This is a genomic window from Promicromonospora sp. NPDC052451, assembly GCF_044547525.1.
Lineage (GTDB): Bacteria > Actinomycetota > Actinomycetes > Actinomycetales > Cellulomonadaceae > Promicromonospora.
On record NZ_JBIUAP010000006.1, the window covers coordinates 391,838 to 414,972 of the forward strand.

Consider the following 23,135-nt stretch of genomic DNA (forward strand, 5'->3'; position numbering starts at 1 on the left):
CTCAGCGCGCGACGGGCAGCGGCAGGTCGACGACGACGGTCTCGCCCAGCGGCGACGCCCCCACGCCGTCGAGCGGCGTGCCGTCGAAGGTGGTGATGTCGACGTCCTCGGGCAGGTCCAGGTCGCCCACGCTGGACAGGGTGCCCCGGATCGCCGTGGCGGCAGCGACCAGCGGCGAGACCAGGTGGGTGCGCCCGCCCTTGCCCTGGCGGCCCTCGAAGTTGCGGTTCGACGTGGAGGCCGACCGCTCCCCCGGCGCGAGCTGGTCGGGGTTCATGCCCAGGCACATGGAGCACCCGGCGTTGCGCCACTCGGCGCCGAACTCCTTGAAGATCACGTCGAGGCCCTCGGCCTCGGCCTGCAGCCGCACGCGCGCCGACGACGGCACCACGAGCACCCGCACGTCGCTCGCCTTCTCGCGGCCCTTGACGACCTTGGCCACCGACCGCAGGTCCTCGATGCGGCCGTTGGTGCACGAGCCGATGAACACGGTGTCGACCTTGATGTCGCGCAGCGGAGTACCGGCGTCCAGGCCCATGTACTCCAGGGCCCGCTCGGCGGCGACGCGCTCGGACTCGTCCGAGATCTCGGCGGGCACCGGCACGGCCGCCGACAGCGGCAGGCCCTGGCCGGGGTTGGTGCCCCAGGTGACGAACGGCTCCAGGTCGGCCGCCTCCAGCACCACCTCGGCGTCGAACTGCGCGTCGTCGTCCGAGCGCAGGGTCTTCCAGTACTCGACCGCCTCGTCCCAGTCCGCGCCCTCGGGCGCGTGCGGGCGGCCCTTGAGGTACTCGAAGGTGGTCTCGTCCGGCGCGATCATGCCCGCGCGGGCGCCGGCCTCGATCGACATGTTGCAGATGGTCATGCGGGCTTCCATGGACAGCGCCCGGATGGCCTCGCCGCGGTACTCGAGCACGTAGCCCTGCCCGCCGCCGGTGCCGATCTTGGCGATGATCGCCAGGATGATGTCCTTGGACGTGGTGCCCGCGGGCAGCGTGCCGTTGACGGTGATCGCCATGGTCTTGAACGGCGCCAGCGGCAGCGTCTGGGTGGCGAGCACGTGCTCCACCTCGGACGTGCCGATACCGAACGCGAGCGCGCCGAACGCGCCGTGCGTCGAGGTGTGCGAGTCGCCGCACACGACGGTCAGGCCCGGCATGGTCAGGCCGAGCTGCGGCCCCACCTGGTGCACGATGCCCTGGTCGGCGTCGCCGAGGCTGTGCAGGCGGACGCCGAACTCCTGGGCGTTGGCACGCAGCGTCTCGATCTGCGTGCGGCTCGTCGCGTCGGCGATCGGCCGGTCGATGTCGAGCGTGGGGGTGTTGTGGTCCTCGGTGGCGATCGTGAGGTCGGGCCGCCGTACCTGACGCCCGGCGAGGCGGAGCCCCTCGAACGCCTGCGGGCTCGTGACCTCGTGCACCAGGTGCAGGTCGATGTAGAGAAGATCGGGCGAGCCGCCCTCGCCCCGGCGCACCAGGTGCGCTTCCCAGACCTTCTCTGCCAGCGTGCCGGCCATGGCGGTTCGCCTCCTCATCAGAAACAACTTCGGGCCTCGACTTGCAATCTCACGTTCCGAGACGGCAATATCGCGGTATGGACGATACTAGCGGAGTCGGCGTCTTGGACAAGGCGGCGTCCGTCCTCGGGGCACTCGAGGCCGGTCCGGCCACCCTGGCGCAGCTCGTCTCCTCCACCGGCCTGGCTCGCCCGACGGCGCACCGCCTGGCGGTGGCCCTGGAGCACCACCGTCTCGTGGCACGGGACATGCAGGGCCGTTTCGTACTGGGCCCGCGCCTCAACGAGCTGGCCACCGCAGCGGGTGAGGACCGCCTCCTGGCGGCCGCGAACCCGGTGCTCATCGCGCTGCGCGACCACACGGGCGAGAGCGCACAGCTCTACCGCCGGCAGGGCGACCACCGCGTGTGCGTCGCCGCCGCCGAGCGCCCGGTGGGCCTGCGCGACTCCATCCCCGTAGGGGCCACGCTCAGCATGAGCGCGGGCTCCGCGGCGCACGTCCTGCTCGCCTGGGAGGAGCCGGACCGGCTGCACCGCGGCCTGCGCGACGCCACCTTCACGGCGACCATCCTCTCCGGCGTCCGACGCCGCGGCTGGGCCCAGTCCGTCTCGGAACGTGAGCTGGGCGTGGCGTCGGTGTCGGCGCCCGTGCGGGGCCCGTCGGGCCGGGTCGTGGCCGCCGTCAGCGTGTCCGGACCCGTCGAGCGGCTCTCCCGCCAGCCCGGCCGGCTGCACTCGGCCGCAGTCGTCGCCGCGGCGAACAAGCTGACCGAGGTGCTGCACCGCTCCGGCGAGTGACGACGGCTCCGGACCGCTCGCGGTGCACACGGGGTGTGCGGTCCGTGAGCGGTCCGTGAGCGTTGGCCCGCCACGCCGAGGGTGGTGATTCCCCAGGTCCCGCCTGTGTCAGTAGTGTCACCCGGGACGTGTGCACACCGGGTGCGCACGCACCTACGTCGGAGGAATCTGATGCCGCCTAAGGTGAGACTCATCATCATCTGGGTCGTGGTGATCTTCTTGCTCTACTCGGTCATCAACGACCCCGAGCGCTCCGCCGACGTCGTGCTCGCCCTCTGGGACGTGATCTGGGGTGCCATCGCGAACATCGGCACCTTCTTCGAGGAGCTCTTCACCGGGTCGATCGGCCGGTGACCGCGTAGGGTCGGCGACGAGAATTCCGACCGCATCCTCCGGGGAGGCCGCCATGAGCACGACAGCGGACTTCGTCCCGAACCGTGCCCTGCGGCGGTACATCCTGGCGGACGAGCGCATCGTCGTCGCCACCCACCGGCACTGGGCCAAGCTCTGGGAACCCATCCTCACCACCGCCGGTGCGTTCGTCCTGGCCCTGGCGCTCCTGGTCGCCGTGGACCCGAACGTCCGCGACGACATGGGGTGGGTGTGGCTGCCGTTCCTCGTCCTGGGCGCACGGCTGCTCTACAAGTGGCTGGACTGGCGGGCCGAGTGGTTCGTCATGACCGACCGTCGCCTGCTGCTGCTCGACGGGTTCCTGGTGCACCGGGTGGCGATGATGCCGTCCGAGAAGGTGACCGACCTCGGCTACGAGCGCACCCCGATGGGCCAGCTCCTGGGCTACGGCACCTTCATCTTCGAGACGGCGGGGCAGGACCAGGCCCTGGACCGGGTCACGTGGATCCCCCGGCCCGACTCGCGGTACCGCCTGATCATCGCGAACCTCTTCCACCCGGACGCCGCCGACGCCGAGGCCGCCGCCCAGGGCGGTCCCGCCGCGGCGGCACCGGCCGCACCGCCGGTGGAGGTACCGCCCACCACCCCGCCGCCCGCGCTCATGCCGCGGATCGGACGGCGCAGCAACCCGCCGACGCAGCGCATCGAGCTGCCGGTCGCCCGGATCGAGAGCGGCGTCGCGGACACACCCGCGGACACCACTGCCGATGACGAGAACCTCCGGCCGACGGCGGGCGGGCTGCCGGGCATGACCGGCGCGCCGGCGTACGGAGCACCGGGCGGGGCGTCCGCCGGGGCGGCGGCGTCCGGCACCTTCGGGGGCACGACGCCGGGCGGCTCGGACCCCGCGCCCGGCACGCCCCGCGACGGCGCCCACCGCGACGCAAGCCACCGCGAAGCCGGCCACCACGACGGCGGCCATGTACCCGGCGGGCCCACCGCCGCCACGGACGACCCGGAGCTGCGCCCCAAGCCCTTCATCGAGGGCGGCGACCCCAAGATCCGCTGAGTCCCGCCCGGCCCGACGGGGCGAACGTAGGGTCGATCGCGGCATGAGGCACCAGAGGGCGACGAGCTCTACGTTCGCCCGCAGATGCCTGCCACGGTCGCCACATCGGGTGCGCGCCGGAGACACCGCGCCGGAGACACGAAGAAGGCCCGGTCCGCGTGAGACCGAGCCTTCTTGCTGTACCCCCAGCGGGATTTGAACCCGCGTTACCGCCGTGAGAGGGCGGCGTCCTAGGCCGCTAGACGATGGGGGCCTGAACTGATCCGCCGGCCGGAGCCGGAAGACCTGCGTACCCCCAGCGGGATTTGAACCCGCGTTACCGCCGTGAGAGGGCGGCGTCCTAGGCCGCTAGACGATGGGGGCCTGAACTGTTACTGCAACGTGCGCTGGGGTACCAGGACTCGAACCTAGACTAAGTGGACCAGAACCACTCGTGCTGCCAATTACACCATACCCCATGGGGGTAACGGCCCCGAGATGCACCTGTCTCCGACAGGCGTTCCGTGGACCCCTTACCGCTGGAGAACATTACCTGACCTCGGACGGTGCGCAAAACGCAATGGGCGTGCCGTCCGTCACCCGCGCGTGTCCCGGTCCGGTCCGGGCCCCGTCACCGCGGTCGAGCGGCCGCCGGACCGTAGCCGAGCGCCGCCGGCAGCTCGGCCAGCGTCCGGATCACCAGCACGCCCGCCGCCCGCAGAGCCTCCGGATCCTGCGGGTCCCGGCCCCCGTCGGAGGGCCCGCCGTATCCGGGACCACGCCGGTGTCCCGCCCGGTCCAGCCAGACGCCCGTCAGGCCGGCCTCGCGGGCCGCCAGGGCGTCCACGGTGGGCTCGTCGCCCACGTACGCGGTCCGCACCGGATCGGTCCCCAGCACGCGGGCCCCCTCGAGGAACACCCGGGGGTCGGGCTTGCCGAAGCCCAGCGTGTCGACGCCCACCAGGACCGGCAGGTCGGCCAGGCCCGCGAGCTTCAGCTTGCGCTCCTGCAGCTCGGTGGCGGCATTGGTCACGACGCCGACGCGCAGGCCCGCCGCGACGGCGTCGTCGACCGCGGCACGGGCGTCGTCGTGCGCCGTCCACGACCGCTCGAAGGTGCCCCAGAACAGGGCGTCCCAGGCCTCGAACGACGCGGCCGTCACGGGCGGGCCGCCGAACGTCTCGTGCAGCCGCACCGCGCGGTACCGGCGCTGCGTGTCGTGGTCCAGCTCGCCGCGCGTGTAGCGGGCGTAGTAGCCGCCCGGGTCGGTGCGCCAGTGCGCCAGGATCTCCGGGTCGCGCTCGGGCGGCACGTGCGGCAGGTACTCGGCCCGGATCGCCTCCAGGGCCACCGCGAAGGCGCCCTTGGTGTCGACGAGGGTGTCGTCGACGTCGAACAGGATCCCGTCCGTGGTCATGCCGTGCCTCCGTTCACCGGACCGGCGGCCGGCCCCGCGGTCGTGACTGCTGCCGGGGTGGGTACCGGACCCGCCACGGGCCGCGGCGCCGGGTCGACGACCACCACGGCGGGATCCCGGCGTCGCGCCCACCACAGCACCACCGCCGTGGTGACGAGCGTGACGCAGATGCTGACCGCGCCCTCGGCCGGAGCCACCTCGGTGATCAGGAGCGACTCCGCGAACCCGTCGTAGGCGATGGCCAGCCCGAAGGCCAGCAGGTTGTTCGCCACGTGCAGGGCGACCGCGAGCTCCAGCCCGCCCGTGCGCCAGACGATCAGGCTCGCGACCAGGCCGAACACGAGCCGGTCCGCGAAGAGCCAGGGGCTCTGCGCACCGTGCGCCAGCGCGAAGAGCACCGCGGTCACCACGGCGGGCACGACGACGGCGAGCCACCGCCACCGCAGCAGGCTGCCGAGCCACTGCGACGCCCAGCCGCGGAAGAAGTACTCCTCCCCCGCGGCCTGCAGCGGTGTGGTCAGGAGGATCACCAGGCTGAGCGCCAGCCAGCCCGACGCCGGCGTCAGGGGCCACAGGCCGTCGTCGGACCCCGGGGAGGCGTCGCCGGCCAGACCGAGCTGCGACACGAGGACGCTGCCCGCCAGCGTGAGCGGCACCAGGAGCAGCAACGACACCCCCAGGCCGCCGAGCAGCAGGCGCCAGCGCACCCGGCCCAGCACCGACGACACCAGGCCCGCGCGCCCGGACTGCGCCCAGGTCGCCACCAGGGCGACCGGGATGCCGAGCGCGAGCCCGAGGTTGGTCACCAGCATGCCCGCCGGCGAGACGAGAAAGGCGTCCGACGCCGGGTCCGGCAGCTGCGCGCCCACCGCCTGGGCGAGCACGAACCCGAGCGTGGCCAGGAGCACCATCCCGAAGACCACCACCCCGGAGCCCGCGACCGCGAGCAGCCCGAGCAACGGACGCCACCACCGGTACCACGGCCCCCGCAGGGCCTGCGGATACTCGCGCGGTCCCGTGGCCGCGACGGGCGGCTCCCAGACCGACGGCGTCGGCGCAGGTGGTTCGGGTGAGGGCGGCGCGGCGTCAGGTCTCATGGCGTCGGTCACGTCTCACACGCTACAACGTGGGTGATCTGGGGGTTCGCGGGGACATCGCACCGGCCCGGGCAGGCGCGTCGCCTCCCCGGGCCGTGGCGTCACTCGGCGGTGGCGGGCACCTCGGCGTCGGACGGCGTCGCCGCCTGAACGAGGCGGGCCAGCGCCGCGTCGATCCGCACGAGCGTGCGCTCGCGACCCAGCACCTCCAGCGACTCGAACAGGGGCAGACCGATCCGGCGACCGGTCACGGCGACCCGGACCGGGGCCTGCGCCTTGCCCAGCTTCATGCCGTGCGCCTCGCCGACCGTGGTGACGGTGTCCTTGAGCGCCTCGGCCTCCCAGGCGACGTCGGCGAGGGCGGCGCGGACGTCCGTGAGGAGCCCGGCGGCGCCCGTCTTCATGGCCTTGTTCCAGGAGTCCTCGTCGATGATCGGGGCGTCCAGGAACAGGAAGTCCACGTTGTTCGTGATCTCGGACAGCAGTGCGACCCGGGAGTGGGCGAGCGGCGCGACGGCGTCGAACACCTTCTCGTCGAACTGGTCCGGGGCCCACGGGGCGGCCGGGGCCTGGAGCCACGGCGCGCAGGCGGCGGCGAAGTCCTCGACGCTCAGGGCGCGGATGTACTCGCCGTTGAAGGCGGTGAGCTTCTTGACGTCGAAGAACGCCGAGGAGGAGTTGATGTCCTCGACGCGGAACCGGCGCACCAGCTCGTCGAACGGCAGGATCTCCTCGTCGTTGCCCGGCGCCCAGCCGAGCAGCATCAGGTAGTTGACCATCGCGTCGGGCAGGATGCCCTCGGCCAGGTAGTCCTCCAGCGCCACCTTGTCGCGGCGCTTGGAGAGCTTCTGCCGCTTCTCGTTGACGATCACCGGCATGTGCGCCCACTGCGGCGGCGTGTGGCCCAGCGCCTCCCACAGCAGCTGCTGCTTCGGGGTGTTGGGCAGGTGCTCCTCGGCGCGCATGACGAGCGTGATGTTCTCGTCGATGTCGTCCACCACGTTGGCCAGCAGGAACACCGGGGAGCCGTTGCCGCGAGCGATGACGAAGTCCTCGAGGTTGGCGTTCGGGAACGTCGGGTTGCCGCGGATCAGGTCGACGACCTGGGTCTCGCCCTCGTCGGGCGTACGGAACCGCAGCGCCCGGCCCTCGGCGTACTCCAGGCCGCGGTCGCGGCAGAACCCGTCGTAGCCGGTCTGCTGGTTGCCCGTGCGCGCGATGAGGGCATCCCGCGTGCAGTCGCAGTAGTACGCCTTGCCCTCGGTGAACAGCCGCTGGGCGGCATCCTTCTGGATACCCGCGTTCTCGGACTGGTAGTACGGGCCCTCGAACGCCGGGTCGTCCTTGCGGATCCCCAGCGCCTCCATGGCCGACAGGATGCCGTCCACCCACTCGGGCTGGTTGCGCGAGGCGTCGGTGTCCTCGATGCGCAGCACGAAGGTGCCGCCCTGCTGCTTCGCCACGGCCCAGTTGAACAGGGCGGAGCGCGCACCACCGACGTGGAACATGCCGGTCGGGGACGGCGCGAAGCGGACACGGGTCGAAGAGCTGCCAGGAGCGGGAGATGTCACGCCCCAAGCCTAGGCCCACCACCGGCCCTGAGCCGCGGCCACGGTCACCCCGCCTCGTTCCGTGCGGCGACCACCCGGTCCCGTCGGCCCAGAACCAGCAGCCCGACGGCATAGCCCAGCCAGGCCGGTACCGACGCGACGGCGGAGCCTGTCACGTACAGGAGGTTCCATCCCTCGTCGTCAGGGGGCAGCGACGCCGCGACGAGGGCATAGGCAACCGTCGCGGTGACGACGGCCAGAACGCAGGCCGCGCCCAGCACGGCCCAGGCGTTGCGCACGCGCAGCAACCGGAGCAGGCCCGCCGCGGCGAGGATCAGCACGAGTACCCCGGCGGTCACCGCGAGCGCCGTCAGGAGGGCGATCCCTACCGTGGCGAGCGAGAGGTTGCCGGCCGTCATGAGCGGCAGCAGCACTGCTGCGGTGATCGCGAAGGCCGCGGGTGTCAGGACCAGGAACCGCCGGATCGTCTCCATGCGTCCATGGTGCGCGCGGGAGGCCCGGACCGGCCACGAATGTGCTCGCCGGGGCGCCCGCCACCCGCGTCGCCTACCTCCGTGCCGGCACCGAAGGCTTCACCGGACGATCCCGCCCGGTCATGCTCCTCCGACACGGGTCCGGGCCAGAGCCACGAGCTCCGTGAGGTCCGGGTCGGGGAGGGCGTCGGCGGGCCACCAGCGCACGTCGAGCGACTCGTCGGAGACCACGGCCTCGGCGCCCGGCGCCGCGACGGCGACGAACCGGACGTCGAGGTGGTGCACGGGTCGGTCGGGGTCGCCGGTGCCCGGCCGGCAGAACGGTACGACGTGCTCGTCCAGGTGCACGGCCACCGGGTCCACGGTCAGCGCGAGGCCCGACTCCTCGCGTGCCTCGCGCTGCGCCGCACCCGCCAGCGTGCGGTCCCCGGGTTCCAGGTGCCCGCCGAGCTGGAACCACCGCTGGGCCTTGGCGTGGAGGGTGAGCAGCACGTGGGCGCCGTCGTGGGAGAGCACGACGGCCGACGCCGTCAGGTGGTCCGGCACGGACTCCCGGAGCACCCCGGCGCCCGGGTGCGTCGCGGGGTCGTGGGCCTCGAGGTGGCGCACGTACCGGACGCGGAGCCGTTCCTGCTCGGGCGTCGGCGCCGGCCAGCCGCGCAGCGCCTGCAGCGCGTCGGCGCGCAGGGCGTCGCCGGGCACGACCGGACCGGACACGACCGAACCAGGCACGGCCGACCCGCCGCGCACGGCTGCCTCCGTCACGTCAGTTCCGCCGCAGCACCGGGTTGGACAGCACGCCGAGCCCCTCGACCTCGCACTCGACGCGGTCGCCGTGGTCGATGGTGCCGACGCCCGCGGGCGTGCCGGTGAGGATGACGTCGCCGGGCAGCAGGGTCATCGCCTCGGAGATGTAGGACACGAGGAACGGCACGTCGAACACCATGTCGCGGGTGCGGCCGTCCTGGCGCAGGTCGCCGTTGACGCGCGAGCGCACCCCGACGTCCTCGGGGTTCACGTCGGTGTCGATCCAGGGACCGAGCGGGCACGACGTGTCGAAGCCCTTGGCCCGGGCCCACTGGCCGTCGGTGCGCTGGGCGTCCCGCGCGGTGACGTCGTTCGCGACGGTGTAGCCCAGCACGTAGGACGGCGCGTTCTCGGGCGTGACGTCCTTGCACACCTTGGAGATGACGACGGCGAGCTCGGCCTCGTAGGAGACCTCCTGCGTGAAGTCGGGCAGGACGATCGGGTCGTCCGGTCCGACGACCGCCGTGTTGGGCTTGAAGAACAGCAGCGGCGTGCTCGGCACGTCGTTGCCCAGCTCCTTGGCGTGGTCCACGTAGTTGCGGCCCACGCACACCACCTTGGAGCGCGGGATCACCGGGGCGAGCAGCCGGACGCCGTCGCCCAGCTCGATGCGCTCGCCGGTCGGCATGGCCGGCATGTAGAGGGGGTCGCCACCCAGCACGGCGAGGAAGGTCTTGCTGCCCTCCTGCTGGACGAGGGCGAAGCGTGGGTCGTCTCCGGTGGTGAATCTCGCGATACGCACGGGCTCAGGGTATGCCGACGCCGCGGTGGGCGGCGCGCACGCGGTGCTCAGGGACACCTCAGGGATGGTTCAGGGCCTCGGCCCAGGTGATCCCCGATGCCCGGGACCCGTGCCGGTCCCTAGCGTGTCGCACGAGACGCCCGGCCGTGGCGGCGGGGCACCGACGAGGGGCTCGTGACGATGATCGACCGGACCAGGACGCGACGACCGGCGGGCGTGCGCGGCGTGCTCGTGACGGCGGCGGTGGCCGTGCTCGCGATGGCACCCGCGCTCCCGGCGGGGGCGACCGTCCCGGCCGCGGCCACCAGCCGCGCGGATGCCCTCACCTCGAACGACGGGGCGGTCGACCGGGCGGTGGACGACGGTCTCGACGAGTACGTCCGGGTTCACCGGACCCCGGGCCTGGCGCTGGTGACCCTCGTGGGCGGCGAGGTCCGGGTACGCGTGCACGGCGTGACCGGGGACGGCGCACCTGTCGACGAGAACACGCCGATGCGCATCGGCTCGATGACCAAGGCGTTCACGGCGATGGCCGTGCTGCAGCAGGTCGACGCGGGCCGGCTGGCGCTCGACGACGCGGTCGCCGAGGTGCTCCCGGAGCTGCGCCTGGCCGACGAGCGCTACCGCGACATCACGGTGGAGCACCTGCTCACCCACCGGTCGGGCCTGGCCGCGACGGAGCTGGAGTACTCGGCCGACCCGGCGCGCAGCGCCGCCGAGACCGTCGCCCGGCTGTCCGGCGAGGAGCTGGCGAGCGACCCCGGCACGGTCACCCTGTACAGCAACGCGGGCTATGACGTGCTGGCGCGCCTCGTGGAGCGGACGGCAGGCGTCGCCTTCGACGAGTACCTGGCCGAGCAGGTACTGACGCCGCTCGGCATGGACGCCACCCTGGTCACGAGCCGGTGCGACGTGTCGCCCGCCGGCCTCGCCCGGGGTTTCTCGCTCCTGGGCCCCGTGCGGGTCGCCGTGCCGGAGCTGCCGCAGGCCTGCACGGGCAGCGGCGGCATCGTGTCCACCGCGCACGACATGGCGGCCTGGCTGCGGTTCCAGGTCGGGGACGGCACGACCCCGGACGGCGAGCGCCTGCTGCACCCGGAGAGCTTTCGCGCCTTCCACGACGTGCCCACGGACCCCGCCGGCTACGGGTTCGGCTGGCACGGCACGGCGTCCGACGGGGAGACCGCCCCGCTCGTCGGGCACGGCGGCACGCTCGCGACGTTCGCGTCCGGCATCGAGTTCTCCCCCGTGACGGGCACCGGCGCCGTCGTGCTCGCGAACGCGGCCGGGGACCCGATGGCGCTGACGCATGACGCGATCGTGGCGGCCGACGGCGGTACGCCCCGCGGCACCACGAACCCGTTCGACCCGTTCAACGCGGTGGTCGTCGGCATCGCCGCGCTGGTCCTGGTGGCCGGGGCCGTGGTGGTCGGGCGCGCCCGTCGCTGGGCCGCCCGCCGTTCCCTGACGTCACGGGGCAGGATCACACTGCGACTGCTCCCGCTGGCGCTGTTCCTCCTGCTCGGCCTGGCGCTGCCGTGGCTCGGGGCAACGCTCATGGGCCTGACCGATCCCGCCGCGGCGTACCGGGTCGTGCTCTGGCTCTACCCCGCCGTCGTGCTGCTCGGCGCGGCGATCGCGCTTGCCGCGGGCGCCGGGCTGCTCGCCCGGCTCGCACGGCTGCGGGCCGCACGGCGTGGCACCGCACCGCACAGCACCGCCCGGCCCGACGACACCGGGGTCAGGCCCGCGCCAGCACCTCGCCGTTGAGCACCGCGAACCAGCCGTCCGGGGCGGCGGCCCACTCCCGCCAGCCCTGGGCGAGCTGTTCGAGGGCGACGTCGTCCGCGAGCGCCGAGTCCTTGGCCTGGACGGCGAAGTTCGACTCGGTGCACCGCTCGGCCCACAGGCCGCCCCACCAGGTGCGGTCGTCGGGGGTGGCGTAGCACCAGACGCTGGCGCCGGGTTCGATCGTGGCGGGGTCGAAGCCGGCGTCGCGCACCCAGGAGGCGAGGCGGCGTCCGGCGTCGGGCTCGAAGCCGTAGGTGTGCGTGACCTCGTGGTAGAGCATGTTCCACTCGGTGAGCTCCGGGGACTGGGGGTACCAGGCCATCGCGGCGTAGTCGGCGTCGCGGACGGCGACGAACCCGCCGGGCTTGGCGACGCGCCTCATCTCGCGCAGGGCCGCCACCGGGTCGGAGAGGTGCTGCAGGAGCTGGTGGGCGAACACGACGTCGAACGAGTCGTCCTCGAAGGGCAGCTCGTAGGCGTTGGCGTGCTCGAAGGTGATGTTCTTCGTGCCGTGGGCGTCGGCGAGCCCGCGGGCCGACTCCAGCACGTCGTCGGACGCGTCGACGCCGACGACGCTGCCCTGGGTGAGGCGTTCCGCGAGATCGACGGTGACGGTGCCGGGGCCGCAGCCCACGTCGAGCAGCGTCATGTCGGACAGGAGGTGCGGCAGCAGGAACGCGGCGGAGTTGGCCGCCGTCCGCCGTCGGTGGGAACGCAGCACGGACTCGTGGTGCCCGTGGGTGTAGGACTCGGACTCCTTGGTCAGGTCCTTCACCGCGCCGGGGTTGTTCTGGTCCTGGCCGCTCAGGCGGGACAGGCTGCTCGGCGCGTCCACGGCGTCGATGGGGTCGGTCCCGGCGGGCTGGTCGGAGCCGCGTGCGGCGTCCGGGGCCGGGCCGGGGACGGGCTCGCTCGTGGTGCCGCCGTACGGGTGGCGGGGCGTGTCGCTGCGGGCCGAGTGGTACTCGTTGGCGCTGCCGGTCATGGCGGCACTGTATGTGCGGGGTGCGGGCGCGCACACCTGCGTTCTCATCCCTCGGGACGGCTGTCCGCCGGCCGGGCGGGCGGCGTGGCCGCGCGCGCCGCGGACGACGACGCGGAAGGATGCCCGCATGTCCACGATCGCTCAGCCGTCCGACCGGTCTGCCGCGACCCCGGTCCGGGCCTCGCACCCGGGGCGCCGCCCGCTCGACCGGGTGGGTCGCAACCTGCTCGGCGGGCCGGGCCGGGTGACCGGGGCGGACCTTGCCCGGGGCATCGCGGTGCTCGGCATGTTCGCGGCGCACGTCGGCATCACCTCGGCGGACCTCGGTACTCCGGAGGGCTGGCTGGGCCTGGCGCACGGTCGCTCCTCGATCCTGTTCGCGACCGTCGCGGGTCTGTCCCTGGCGCTGGTCACCGGTGGTTCGACGCCGCTGGCGGGCACGGCGCTGCGCACCGCTCGCGGCCGGATCCTGGTGCGGGTCGTGCTGCTGCTGGCGCTGGTCGCCGTGCTGGACCTGTTCGGCACGCGGGTGCTGCTCATCCTCGGCTTCTACGCCGCGTACTTCGTGCTGGCGCTGCCCTTCCTGCGGGTACCGCCCGCGCGGCTCGCGGCGACGGCGGTGCTGATCGCGGTGATCGGGCCGTTCCTCGTGTACTACGGGCCCGAAGCCCTGGCCCGGGCCGGGCTCCGCGCGCCGCACGACGGGTCCGGGGCCGCGACCGACTTCCTCCTCACCGGCCACTACCCGGCGCTGGTCTGGATGGCGTACGTGCTCGCCGGGCTCGCCGTGGGGCGCAGCGACCTGCGGTCGCCCACGTTGCAGCTCGGCCTGGTCGCGGGCGGGTTCGGGCTGGCCGCGATCTGCTCGCTGGCGTCGTCGGTGCTGGTGGCCGGGGCCGGGGGCACGGCCACGATCGAGGGGCAGGTCGCCGTCACGTCGTCCGCGTACGTGACGCCCGCGCCCGGCTGGTCCGACCCGTGGCCGCCGCTGGCCGGCCTCTACCTGGAGGGGCCGCACGACGACACGATGTTCGAGGCCCTGGGATCGGGCGGGTTCGCGCTCGGGGTGCTGGGCCTGTGCCTGCTGCTGGGCCGCGTGGTCGACGCCGGCGCCCGGCCGGGCGGCGCGGAGGGCGCAGGGGGTGCGGGCGGCGCAGGGTGGTTCGGCCGGGCCGCGCGGTGGGTGGTGCTCGTGGTGGTGACGCCGCTGGCCGCCGTCGGCGCGCTGGCGCTGACCATCTACTCCGCGCAGATCATCGCGATCTGGTGGTGGACCCGCACCTACTGGGACCTGCTCGATCCCCCGACGAACGAGCCGCTCGGCTGGATGGTGCTGATCAGCCTCGTGGTGGCGACGCTGTGGCGGGCGCTGCTGGGACGCGGGCCGCTGGAGCGGCTGTTCGCCGCGGTCGCCCGGAAGGTGTTCCCCGCGGGGACGGGTCACTCCGCGTAGACAACGTCTACCCGGAGTGACCCGTCCCCGCGAGGGACACCGGGTCAGAGAGAGCGCCGGGCCGCACGCGACGCCCCCGGGTCACGCGTGCGGCCCAGGTCAGAGGCCGACCTGCCCCGCGATGGTGGTCACGGTGTCGCCGCCCACCCAGACGGCCCCGTCGGGCAGCTTCTCGACGTGCACACGGCCGGCGCGTCGCAGCACCGTCCCCTGCGCGGCCACGTACGACGCCGGCAGCACGTCACCGGCGAGCCACTGCCCGAGGCCCGCGTTGAGGCTGCCGGTCACGGGGTCCTCCCCGTCCCCGAGAGACGGCGCGAAGGCCCGCACCTCGACGGCGGGGGCGTCGGCCGCCTGCGGGCCGGCGTGGTCACCGTCCCCGACCGGGTACGCACCGACCACGCCGACCTTGAGGTCCCCCATCGCGACGTGGTCCGGTTCGAGCGCGAGCACCGCGGCGGCGTCGCGGAGCTGGACCGCGACCCAGCCCGGGCCGTTGTCGACCCAGGCCGAACGGACGACGTCGGCCGGCTCGATGCGCAGGGCGCGCGCGATCCGGGCGAGGTCGGCGTCGTCGACCGGCCCCGAGCGCGCCAACGGCGGCGCCGCGAACGCGAGGCGCTGCCCGTCGCCGACGGCGTCGCGCCGCAGCCGCACCAGGCCCACGCCGCACTCCTGGACCACCTCCGAGCCGCCGGGGACGCCGCCGGACTCCAGCCACGCGTGCGCGGTACCGAGCGTGGGGTGCCCCGCGAACGGCAGCTCGCCGCCCGGGGTCCAGATCCGCACGCGGTAGTCGGCGCCGCCCGCGCGCCCCTCGGGCGTCGGGGCGAGCAGGAACGTGGTCTCGGACAGGTTGGTCCAGCGGGCGAAGGCGGCCATCTGCTCGTCGGTGAGCCCGTCGGCGTCGTGCACGACGGCGACGGGGTTACCGCCGACCGGCAGCGGCGAGAAGACGTTGACCTGGTGAAAGGCGCGGTTCATGCGGCTCACGCTACCGACCCGGTCAGGCCGGGAAGATCTCGTCGAGCTCCGCGAGGTCGTCCGCCGTCGGCGTCCACGTCCAGGCCTGGGCGTTGGCACGCACCTGCTCCGGCCGGGTGGCGCCGGCGATCACCGAGGACACCTCGGGCCGGGACAGCAACCACGAGAACGCCACGACCGTCTCGGTGGTCCCGCGCTCCCGGCAGAACGCCGCGAACCGGTCCAGTGCCGCCCACGGCGCCGTCTCCAGCAGGTGCCGCTTCTCGTTCACGAGGCGCGTGCCGTCGGGCCGGGCACCGCCGGAGTACTTGCCCGTCAGCAGGCCGTCGGCCAGGGGGAAGTACGGCAGGAAGCCGATGCCGTACGCCCGCGCGGCCGGCAGCACCTCCCGCTCGACGCCGCGGGCCAGCAACGAGTACCGGTCCTGCGCGGAGACGAACCGCGTGCCGCCGGCGGCCCGGGCCACGTGCTCGGCGTCCGCCATCTGCCAGCCGGGGAGGTTGGAGTGGCCCACGTAGCGCACCTTGCCGGCGCGGACGAGGTCGTCGAGCGCGGCGAGCGTCTCGTCCACCGGGGTCTGCGGGTCGGGCGTGTGCAGCTGGTAGAGGTCGATCCAGTCCGTGCCGAGCCGGCGCAGCGAGGCCTCCGCGGCCCGCACCACGTACCGCCGCGAGCCGCGCGCCCCGAAGTCGGCGCCGTTCACGCCGCGCATGTCGAGGCCGAACTTCGTGGCCACCAGCACGTCGTCGCGGCGTCCCTTCAGCGCGGCACCGAGCAGCTCCTCCGACAGGCCGGGGCGCGCACCGTAGCGGTCGGCGGTGTCGAAGAAGGTCACGCCCGCGTCGATGGCGGCGTCGACCACGGCGGTCGCGCCCTCCTGCGTGGCGGTGGCGGTGCCGGTACGGCCCAGGTTGTTGCACCCGAGACCGATCACCGGGACGGACAGGCCGGAGCGCCCGAGACGGCGCAGGGGAAGGTCGGACATGGTCGCACCCTACGTCGGCGGGCGGGGCGGACGTCGCCGCCGCCTTACCCTGGAGCGGTGACCACAGTCCTCGGCGAGACGGCCGCTCCCGGTGCGCACGACGCCGTCGCGCACCCGGGCGAGCCGGCGACCACGCGGATGCTGCTGCCCGAGGAGTGGGCGCCGCGGGCCGCCGCGCACGCCGAACGGGCCGACGCCCTCACGGCCGTGTGGCGCGAGGCCCGGGCAGCCGGGCGCAAGCACGCGATCGAGGACTTCCTGTTCACCTACTACCCCACCCGGGTCACGCACCTGCGGCGCTGGCACCCGGGGGCGGGCACCGCCCTGCGGCTGCCGGGCACCGACCCGTCGGCCGACGACGCCGCCGGCCGGGCCGAGACCGACCCGGACGACCGCACGGCCTGGCGCTGGCACACCGTCCTCGACACCGCGCCCGACGCCGCGCCCGTCGACGTGCCCGACGACGCGCCCGACGACGCGCCCGTCGTCACGCTCGACGTCGGCGCCTTCCTCGCCGACCGCGGCGACACCGTCCGCTACGTGCGGGACCTGCTGTCGGCGACGGCGTCGCGCCCCGGCACGTTCGGCTGCTTCGGGCTGCACGAGTGGGCGATGGTCTACCGCGACCGCGAGGCGGGTCGCGACCACCGGCACCCGCTGCCGCTCCGGCTGGGCCACGCCGGGACCGACGCCGTGGTCGAGGCGAACCCGGTGCGGTGCTCGCACTTCGACGCGTTCCGGTTCTTCACGCCGGAGGCGACCGGGCGCAACCTGCTGCAGCCGACGCGCGCCACGCAGGTGGGCCTGGAGCAGCCGGGCTGCCTGCACGCCACCATGGACCTGTACAAGTGGTGCCTCAAGCTCGGCCCCGCCGTCCCGGGCGACCTGCTGCTCGACACGTTCGAGCTGGCCCGCGACGTCCGCTGGACCGACATGGCCGCCTCGCCGTACGACGTGTCGGAGTACGGCGTGGCCGCCGTCCCGATCGAGACGCCGCAGGGCAAGGCGGAGTACGTGCGGCGGCAGCGGGCGTTCGCCGAGCGGTCGGCGCTGCTCCGTGCGCGTCTCCTCGACGTCTGCACCACGCTGCTCGCCGCAAGCCCGGCCGGATAGCTCTCCGGACACGGTGCGGGGCCGGGCCGCACGCCACGCAGGAGCACCGCCGTCCACGACGCTCCGCATCGATCACGAACCGGCCACGTAGGTACGTAGTTGCCCTACTTGTCCCCTGCCCACACGGGTTTCTAGCGTCAAGGGGTCCGACCCGAACACTCAGGAGCACTCCAGGAAACATCCAACTTCACACCCGAGGTGAGCCCCATGAGAATCACCGCACCGCGTACATCCGCCACCAGGGTCCTGCTCGGCGTCCTCGCCGTCGTGGCCCTGACCCTGACGGCGCTGGTCGCCGCACCGAGCTCCATGACACCCCGGGCCGAGGCCCACGGCTGGGTGGTCTCGCCACCGAGCCGCCAGGACCACTGCGCCAAGCGGACCGTGAGCTGGACCTGCAACGGCGTCGAGTGGGAACCGCAGAGCGTGGAGGCCCCCAAGGGCTCGATGCTCTGCTCCGGCGGCAGCCGGTTCACCACCCTCGACAACAGCTCCCTGGCCTGGCCGCGCACCACCATCGGCAGCACCCACACGTTCCAGTGGACGCTGACGGCGTTCCACCGCACGGCGAGCTGGGAGTACTTCGTGGACGGCCGGCTCTTCAAGACGGTGAACGACAACGGGGCCACGCCGCCGCCCACCGTCACGCACACGCTGACGGGCCTGCCCGCGGGCAACCACACGATCCTCGCGCGCTGGAACGTGTACGACACCGCGATGGCGTTCTACGCCTGCATGGACGTGAACGTCGGCGGCACCGCGAGCACGGGCGGCCACCTGGCCGCCAGCCCGCTCTGATCCCACCTGCACCCAGCGGCGAGGTCGTGACCCCACGGCCTCGCCGTCGTGCTGCCGGGAGGGTCGCGGATACGGGGAAGCGCGTACGAATTCACCCTCATTGTCAGCAAAGCTGACATTTCCTAGGTTCGATGCCACCGATATTTCACCCGCTCGCCAACGGAGGCATCACCGTGAACCGTGCACGCACCGCAAGCCCGCCCAGCCGTCTCCTGCTGTCCGCGCTCGCCGCCCTCGCGCTCGCGGCGGCGTTCCTCGTCGCCGCGCCCGGCGCCCTCCTGCCCCAGGCGCAGGCGCACGGCTGGATCACCAACCCGCCCAGCCGCGCCGACCACTGCGCCACGGGCACCGTCAGCTTCGACTGCGGCGGCCTGCAGTACGAGCCCCAGAGCGTCGAGGCCCCGAAGGGCTCCATGGAGTGCTCGGGCGGCAGCGGCTTCACCGTCGTCGACGACGACTCGCTCGCCTGGCCCCGCACCACCGTGGGCAGCGAGGTCACGTTCCGCTGGCAGATCACCGCCCGGCACTCGACGTCCACCTGGGAGTACTTCGTGGACGGTCAGCCGTTCAAGACCGTGGACGACGGCGGCGCCCAGCCCGGCGCGACCGTCGAGCACACCCTCAGCGGTCTGCCCGCCGGTGACCACACCGTGTTCGCCCGCTGGAACATCGCCGACACCGTGAACGCGTTCTACCAGTGCGTCGACATCACCGTGGGCGGCGCTGCCGCGGCCGGTCCCGTCGCGCCGCAGGGCCTGCCGGGCATCCTGGCCGCACCGGGCGTCCGCAGTGCGGTCTGAGGCCGCTCTGACACTCCTCTGACACCGTGGGAGACCACGGGGCCGTGTCGGCCGGTGCCCTCGACCACCACGAACCAGGAGCACTTTTTCACCCGCTCCGTGGGACGATGGTGGGGTGTCGAGCGCACTGGTCGGCATCGGTCCGACTCCCGTCGAGGTACCGCCCGTCGTACACACCCTGGCCGCACGGCTCCGGTCCGGGGCGGCGGTCGTTCCCGTGTGGCGCAACGAGTACGGCGGCCTGACGGTCCGGCTGGGCTCCATCCCGGCCCCGCCCCGCACCACGAGCTCGTACCTCAAGTGGGTCCCGGAAGACTCCGCCTGCCCCGACCCTCTCGCCGAGGCCGACCGGCTCGTCTGGGCCGGCTCGTTCACCCGCGTGCCCCACGTGCTCGACGCGGGCCGTGACGCGCACGGCTCCTGGCTGCTCACCGCGGCCGTCGAGGCCGACGGCGACGTCGCGACGTCCGCCGTCGAACCGCGCTGGCGGGCCTACGCCGAGCGGGCGGCGATCGCGATCGGCGTGGGGCTGCGCCGCTTCCACGACGCTCTCCCCACCGACACCTGCCCCTTCGTCCGGACGGCGCGGATGCGTGTCGACGCCCTCACCACGGACGAGACCGCACCCCTCGCCCATGCCGAACGCGCCACGATCAGCGCCGCCCTGGGCGACCCGCCGCCCGTCGACCGGCTGGTGGTGTGCCACGGCGACGCCACCGTGCCGAACACCCTCCTGGACCAGGTCGGCCGGTTCGCCGCCCACGTCGACGTCGGGGACCTGGGCGTGGGCGACCGGTGGTCCGACATCGCGGTCACCACGCGCAGCGTCACCCGGCGCTACGGCGCAGGGCTGGAGCCGCTCGTGCTCGCCGCCTACGGCGTCGCCCCGGACCGCGAGCGCACCACCTACTACCGCGCCCTGTGGGACGCGGAAGAAGCGGTCCGCGCCCGTCGCACGTCGCCCGCCCACTAGGCGGCCGATGCCGCCCGGTCCACCCGCCGGGAGTCGTAGACCCGGTGCATGAGCAGCTCGATCGGGCCGCGCGGCCAGCGGCGCAGCCACAGCGGCGCCGCAATCATCAGCACCGCGGAGATGCCCGCCCAGAGCGCGACGACCTGCCAGGTGGCACCGCCGGCGAGCCCCAGACCCCAGTCGTAGCAGAGCACCGACGCGAGCACGTTCTGGAGCACGTAGCAGGACAGCGCCGTCCGGCCCACGGCCTCGACCCCGCGGCGCAGCAGGCCCGGCGCCCGGCCGGCCCGCACGCGCCCGACCAGGGTGGTGCCGAGCGCGAGGATGCCCACCGCGACCAGCGGCGGCACCAGGTAGCGGTCCACGAGCACCCAGTCGGGCCCGGCCCACGTGGTCAGGGCGTTGAGCGGCACCCCGGCACCCAGCCCGACCCACGCGAGCCGGCGGCGCAGGCGCGCACCCTCCGGGGTCGAGGTGAACAGGCCCGCGCGCACGAGGCGGGAGCCCACGACGAACAGCACCAGGGCCGAGGGGACGATGAACAGCAGCTCGATGCGGAAGACGGCGGCGTGCTCCAGCCGCACCAGCACCTGCTCCGGCCAGCTCGCGGTCGACGGGAGCGGCACGGTGCCCGCTTCCCCGGACGCGGGCGAGGCCGTCACCAGGAGCGCGGTGACACCGGCGATCACCAGCACGTAGACGGCGGCCACGACGGTGCTCCAGGCCCGCACCACCCGGTCGGAACGCCCGATGAGGTAGGCGGCCAGCACGGACGCGATGGCGTACCCCATGAGCACGTCGAACTCGAAGACGAGCACGTAGTGCAGCAGGCCCTCGACGAACAGGATCGCCGCCCGCAGCCCGTACCGGCCCGGCCACCGCAGCCCGCGCCGGACCATGGACCGGTACTGGAGCTCCAGCCCCACGCCGAACAGCAGGGTGAGCAGCCCGAGGAACTTCCCGTTGGACAGTGCCTGCAGCGCCGTCCGGACCGGGTCGTCCGTCACGAACCCGCCGGAGAACAGCGCGGCAGGCCCGCCCGGCATCGTGAACAGCCAGATGTTGCTGGCGAGGGTGCCGAGGATGGCCACCCCGCGCAGGACGTCGAGGGCGGCGATCCGGCCGCCACGGGGACCGCCCGGCGCGGCGACGGGTGCGGTGGTCGCCGAGGTGCTCGCTGAGGTGTGTGCGGACATGGTCCGACCCTGCCGGTGCCCGGCCCTCGCCCGCGTCGGCCGTCCGGGCGATCTCTGGTCCGCGGCGTACATCCTTCGACGGACCCGCCCCGACGCCGGCCGGGGGGCCGGGCGCCCGCCGCACCGGCATCGCACGACACCGCCCGGCACCGCCCGGCACCGCCCGGCACCGCCCGGCACCGCCCGGCACCGCCCGGAGCGAAATCAGATCGTGGCCGCGCCGCCCGGTCTGCGACGCTGGGCCCATGACGATCCCGACCGAGCCGGTGGCGGTGCCCGATCTCGTCCGTGAGCTCGCCGGTGCCGGTGAGCTCACCCTGGCCTGGCGCAACGAGCTGGGTGGCCTCACGTTCCGCGTCGACCCGCCGGACCCGGCCGAACCCGTCACGTTCGTGAAGTGGTCGCCCCGCACGGACCGTGCCCTGACCGAGTGGATCGACCTGGTCGAGGAGGCGGCGCGCATGCGCTGGGCGGAGCCGTGGACCACCGTGCCGCACGTCCTGGAGGCCGGCAGCGACGGCGAGGTGGACTGGCTCGTGACCACCGCCCTCGACGCCCGCTCCGCCGTCGACCCGCGGTGGCTGGCCGAACCAGAGACCGCCGCCCGTGCCATCGGCGTGGGCCTGCGGGCCATGCACGACGCCCTGCCCGTCGACCGGTGCCCGTGGACCTGGAGCATCGAGGACCGGATCGCGGTCGCGGAGGACCGGGCGGCCCGGGGGCACGCGGCCGCCGGCTGGTCGGCCGAGGCCCGCGCCCGCCTGGCGGACGCGCCGGACCACGACCGGCTGGTGGTCTGCCACGGCGACGCCTGCGCTCCCAACACCCTGCTGGCCGACGACGGCACCTGGTTCGGCCACGTCGACCTCGGGTCCCTGGGCGTGGCCGACCGCTGGGCCGACCTCGCGGTGGCGACCTACAGCCTGGGCTGGAACTACGGCCCCGGCTACGACCACCTGGTCTACGAGGGGTACGGCATCGACGAGGACCCCGAGCGGGTCGCCTGGTACCGCATGCTCTGGGACCTGGGATGACGGACGCCGCGACCCTCCTGGTCGTCACGGGGCCGCCCGGCTCGGGCAAGTCGACGGTGTCCGCGGCCCTGGCCGAGCTGTGGGAGCCGAGCGCGCTCGTGGAGGGCGACGCCTTCTTCACGTTCCTGCGCCGTGGCTACGTCTCGCCCTGGCTGCCCGGGTCGCACGCCCAGAACGACACGACGACCCGTGCGGCCGCCGCGGCGGCCGGCACCTTCGCGCGCGGCGGCATCCACGTGGTGTACGACGGCGTGATCGGCCCGTGGTTCCTGCCCGGCTTCGCGGCCCTGACCGGGCTGGCGGCGATCGACTACGTGGTGCTGCTGCCGCCCGTGGAGACCTGCCTGCACCGGGTGGCCACGCGCACCGGGCACGGGTTCACCGACCTGGGGGCCGCCCGGCACATGCACGAGGAGTTCGCCCGGGCCACGGCCCAGATCGCACCGGGCACGGCGCCACCCGCCGACGACGACGCACCCGACGCCACGCCCGACGCCACATCCGCCGGCACCACATCCGCCGGCACCACGCCCGGCGTCGTCCTCACCGACCTCCCGGACGACGTCGCCGGGGTGGCCGAGGCGATCCGCGCCGCCGTGGCGTCCGGGGCGACGCGCTACACCGTGGCGGGCTGACCCGCCCGGTCCGCCTGCCGCGCCCGGTGGGCGGCCTGGGCGTTGCGGTTGCCGCACGTCGTGGAGCAGTAGCGGCGGGACCGGTTCCGGGAGAGGTCCAGGACGATCCCCGCGCAGTCGTCGTCGGCGCAGACGGCGAGGCGGGAGTGCTCGTCCTCGCGGACGACGTCGATCATCGCCATCGCGGTCTCCACCAGGACGCGGGTGGCGAGCGGGGCGTCGGCCGGTACCGCGTGGACGTGCCAGTCCTCCGGCGGGTGGCGCACGAGCCGGGGCACCGCACCGGCGTCGGCCAGCATGTCGTTGACCAGGCCGGCGGCCACGTCGCGGTCGGCCAGCAGGAGCTCGCGCAGGCGCGGCTGGAGGGCCAGGACGTCGCGGAGCTCGGCCTCGGTGCCGTCGTGCCGCCCGGTGTAGCCGTGCCGCGTGAAGAACGCGTCGAGGTCGGCCACCGTCGTGAGGGTGACCGGTGGCTCGGCGGCGTTCACGAGCGCGACGGCGGCCTGCAGCGACTCCTCGGTGTCATGAGCGAAAACCACGTTGACACATTACCCCGTCACCCCTAGCGT

The 23,135-nt window shown here is 73.8% G+C and carries 23 protein-coding genes and 3 tRNA genes; 11 read left to right on the forward strand and 15 right to left on the reverse strand.

The features are described from left to right. Window position 1 precedes the first annotated feature (1 nt). The gene (gene leuC / locus ACIG47_RS13525; protein ID WP_397431395.1) at window positions 2-1,516 is read right to left on the reverse strand and encodes a 3-isopropylmalate dehydratase large subunit; all 1,515 of its coding nucleotides are present in this window, start codon (window positions 1,514-1,516) and stop codon (window positions 2-4) included. Between the two features lie 77 nt (window positions 1,517-1,593). Here leuC and ACIG47_RS13530 point away from each other — a divergent pair, with 77 nt between their 5' ends. The 3 genes from ACIG47_RS13530 to ACIG47_RS13540 all read left to right on the forward strand — a co-directional run bounded on the left by ACIG47_RS13530 (window position 1,594) and on the right by ACIG47_RS13540 (window position 3,733). Continuing rightward, the gene (locus ACIG47_RS13530) at window positions 1,594-2,313 is read left to right on the forward strand and encodes an IclR family transcriptional regulator (RefSeq protein ID WP_026365378.1); all 720 of its coding nucleotides are present in this window, start codon (window positions 1,594-1,596) and stop codon (window positions 2,311-2,313) included. A 207-nt stretch (window positions 2,314-2,520) separates the two neighbouring features. Then, a complete protein-coding gene (locus ACIG47_RS13535; protein ID WP_229785626.1) occupies window positions 2,521-2,667 on the forward strand; it encodes a hypothetical protein in 147 nt (48 codons plus the stop codon). A gap of 52 nt (window positions 2,668-2,719) precedes the next feature. Continuing rightward, window positions 2,720-3,733 (forward strand): PH domain-containing protein, encoded by a 1,014-nt coding sequence (locus tag ACIG47_RS13540; protein ID WP_397431360.1) that lies wholly within the window; start codon window positions 2,720-2,722, stop codon window positions 3,731-3,733. A gap of 180 nt (window positions 3,734-3,913) precedes the next feature. Here the strand turns inward: ACIG47_RS13540 and ACIG47_RS13545 are convergent. From ACIG47_RS13545 to ACIG47_RS13585, 9 genes are all read right to left on the reverse strand, one after another. Continuing rightward, window positions 3,914-3,986, reverse strand: a tRNA-Glu gene (locus ACIG47_RS13545). 37 nt (window positions 3,987-4,023) lie between these two features. After that, window positions 4,024-4,096: transfer RNA gene (locus ACIG47_RS13550), tRNA-Glu, on the reverse strand. Window positions 4,097-4,119: 23 nt separating this feature from the next. Next, window positions 4,120-4,191: transfer RNA gene (locus ACIG47_RS13555), tRNA-Gln, on the reverse strand. Between the two features lie 152 nt (window positions 4,192-4,343). Beyond that, window positions 4,344-5,129: an HAD family hydrolase gene (locus ACIG47_RS13560; RefSeq protein WP_397431362.1), complete on the reverse strand. Its 786-nt coding sequence runs from the start codon at window positions 5,127-5,129 to the stop codon at window positions 4,344-4,346. After that, the gene (locus ACIG47_RS13565) at window positions 5,126-6,238 is read right to left on the reverse strand and encodes a lysostaphin resistance A-like protein (protein WP_397431363.1); all 1,113 of its coding nucleotides are present in this window, start codon (window positions 6,236-6,238) and stop codon (window positions 5,126-5,128) included. Before ACIG47_RS13565 ends, ACIG47_RS13560 begins: the two co-directional genes overlap by 4 nt. A gap of 89 nt (window positions 6,239-6,327) precedes the next feature. Next, window positions 6,328-7,797: a glutamate--tRNA ligase gene (gene gltX / locus ACIG47_RS13570; protein ID WP_397431364.1), complete on the reverse strand. Its 1,470-nt coding sequence runs from the start codon at window positions 7,795-7,797 to the stop codon at window positions 6,328-6,330. Window positions 7,798-7,841: 44 nt separating this feature from the next. After that, window positions 7,842-8,270, reverse strand: coding sequence for a hypothetical protein (locus ACIG47_RS13575; protein ID WP_397411595.1), 429 nt, complete (start codon window positions 8,268-8,270; stop codon window positions 7,842-7,844). A 120-nt stretch (window positions 8,271-8,390) separates the two neighbouring features. Continuing rightward, window positions 8,391-9,035, reverse strand: a complete 645-nt coding sequence (locus ACIG47_RS13580; RefSeq protein WP_397431365.1) for an NUDIX hydrolase — start codon at window positions 9,033-9,035, stop codon at window positions 8,391-8,393. Window position 9,036: 1 nt separating this feature from the next. Then, entirely contained in the window at window positions 9,037-9,819 is a 783-nt protein-coding gene (locus tag ACIG47_RS13585) for a fumarylacetoacetate hydrolase family protein (RefSeq protein ID WP_397411600.1), read from the reverse strand. Window positions 9,820-9,999: 180 nt separating this feature from the next. On the opposite strand from ACIG47_RS13585, the gene ACIG47_RS13590 reads away from it, so the two are divergent. Next, window positions 10,000-11,589 (forward strand): serine hydrolase domain-containing protein, encoded by a 1,590-nt coding sequence (locus ACIG47_RS13590; protein ID WP_397431396.1) that lies wholly within the window; start codon window positions 10,000-10,002, stop codon window positions 11,587-11,589. On the opposite strand, the gene ACIG47_RS13595 is transcribed toward ACIG47_RS13590, so the two are convergent. Beyond that, a complete protein-coding gene (locus ACIG47_RS13595) occupies window positions 11,561-12,376 on the reverse strand; it encodes a class I SAM-dependent methyltransferase (RefSeq protein ID WP_397411776.1) in 816 nt (271 codons plus the stop codon). The two genes, ACIG47_RS13590 and ACIG47_RS13595, sit on opposite strands and share 29 nt — an antisense overlap. A gap of 346 nt (window positions 12,377-12,722) precedes the next feature. Between ACIG47_RS13595 and ACIG47_RS13600 the strand changes: the two genes are divergently transcribed. Next, window positions 12,723-14,048 carry a heparan-alpha-glucosaminide N-acetyltransferase domain-containing protein gene (locus ACIG47_RS13600; RefSeq protein ID WP_397431367.1) on the forward strand — a complete coding sequence of 442 codons (1,326 nt, stop codon included), beginning with the start codon at window positions 12,723-12,725 and terminating at the stop codon, window positions 14,046-14,048. A 99-nt stretch (window positions 14,049-14,147) separates the two neighbouring features. Here ACIG47_RS13600 and ACIG47_RS13605 read toward each other — a convergent pair whose 3' ends face one another. Next, a complete protein-coding gene (locus ACIG47_RS13605; protein ID WP_397431369.1) occupies window positions 14,148-15,032 on the reverse strand; it encodes a PhzF family phenazine biosynthesis protein in 885 nt (294 codons plus the stop codon). Between the two features lie 22 nt (window positions 15,033-15,054). Beyond that, window positions 15,055-16,017, reverse strand: a complete 963-nt coding sequence (locus tag ACIG47_RS13610; RefSeq protein ID WP_397411609.1) for an aldo/keto reductase — start codon at window positions 16,015-16,017, stop codon at window positions 15,055-15,057. Window positions 16,018-16,155: 138 nt separating this feature from the next. Between ACIG47_RS13610 and ACIG47_RS13615 the strand changes: the two genes are divergently transcribed. From ACIG47_RS13615 to ACIG47_RS13630, 4 genes are all read left to right on the forward strand, one after another. Continuing rightward, window positions 16,156-17,130, forward strand: a complete 975-nt coding sequence (locus tag ACIG47_RS13615; protein ID WP_397431397.1) for a 3-methyladenine DNA glycosylase — start codon at window positions 16,156-16,158, stop codon at window positions 17,128-17,130. A 207-nt stretch (window positions 17,131-17,337) separates the two neighbouring features. Then, window positions 17,338-17,928, forward strand: a complete 591-nt coding sequence (locus ACIG47_RS13620; protein WP_397411615.1) for a lytic polysaccharide monooxygenase auxiliary activity family 9 protein — start codon at window positions 17,338-17,340, stop codon at window positions 17,926-17,928. A gap of 173 nt (window positions 17,929-18,101) precedes the next feature. Beyond that, entirely contained in the window at window positions 18,102-18,728 is a 627-nt protein-coding gene (locus tag ACIG47_RS13625) for a lytic polysaccharide monooxygenase auxiliary activity family 9 protein (protein WP_397411617.1), read from the forward strand. Between the two features lie 115 nt (window positions 18,729-18,843). Next, window positions 18,844-19,701 carry a phosphotransferase gene (locus ACIG47_RS13630; protein WP_397431370.1) on the forward strand — a complete coding sequence of 286 codons (858 nt, stop codon included), beginning with the start codon at window positions 18,844-18,846 and terminating at the stop codon, window positions 19,699-19,701. Here the strand turns inward: ACIG47_RS13630 and ACIG47_RS13635 are convergent. Next, window positions 19,698-20,897 carry a DUF418 domain-containing protein gene (locus ACIG47_RS13635; protein WP_397431372.1) on the reverse strand — a complete coding sequence of 400 codons (1,200 nt, stop codon included), beginning with the start codon at window positions 20,895-20,897 and terminating at the stop codon, window positions 19,698-19,700. The genes ACIG47_RS13630 and ACIG47_RS13635 overlap by 4 nt on opposite strands. 245 nt (window positions 20,898-21,142) lie before the next feature. Here ACIG47_RS13635 and ACIG47_RS13640 point away from each other — a divergent pair, with 245 nt between their 5' ends. After that, window positions 21,143-21,931: a phosphotransferase gene (locus ACIG47_RS13640; RefSeq protein WP_397411623.1), complete on the forward strand. Its 789-nt coding sequence runs from the start codon at window positions 21,143-21,145 to the stop codon at window positions 21,929-21,931. Then, the gene (locus ACIG47_RS13645) at window positions 21,928-22,566 is read left to right on the forward strand and encodes an AAA family ATPase (protein WP_397431373.1); all 639 of its coding nucleotides are present in this window, start codon (window positions 21,928-21,930) and stop codon (window positions 22,564-22,566) included. The genes ACIG47_RS13640 and ACIG47_RS13645 overlap by 4 nt, the downstream gene beginning before the upstream one ends. Here the strand turns inward: ACIG47_RS13645 and ACIG47_RS13650 are convergent. Beyond that, the gene (locus ACIG47_RS13650; protein WP_397431375.1) at window positions 22,548-23,105 is read right to left on the reverse strand and encodes a CGNR zinc finger domain-containing protein; all 558 of its coding nucleotides are present in this window, start codon (window positions 23,103-23,105) and stop codon (window positions 22,548-22,550) included. The two genes, ACIG47_RS13645 and ACIG47_RS13650, sit on opposite strands and share 19 nt — an antisense overlap. Between the last annotated feature and the right edge of the window lie 30 nt (window positions 23,106-23,135).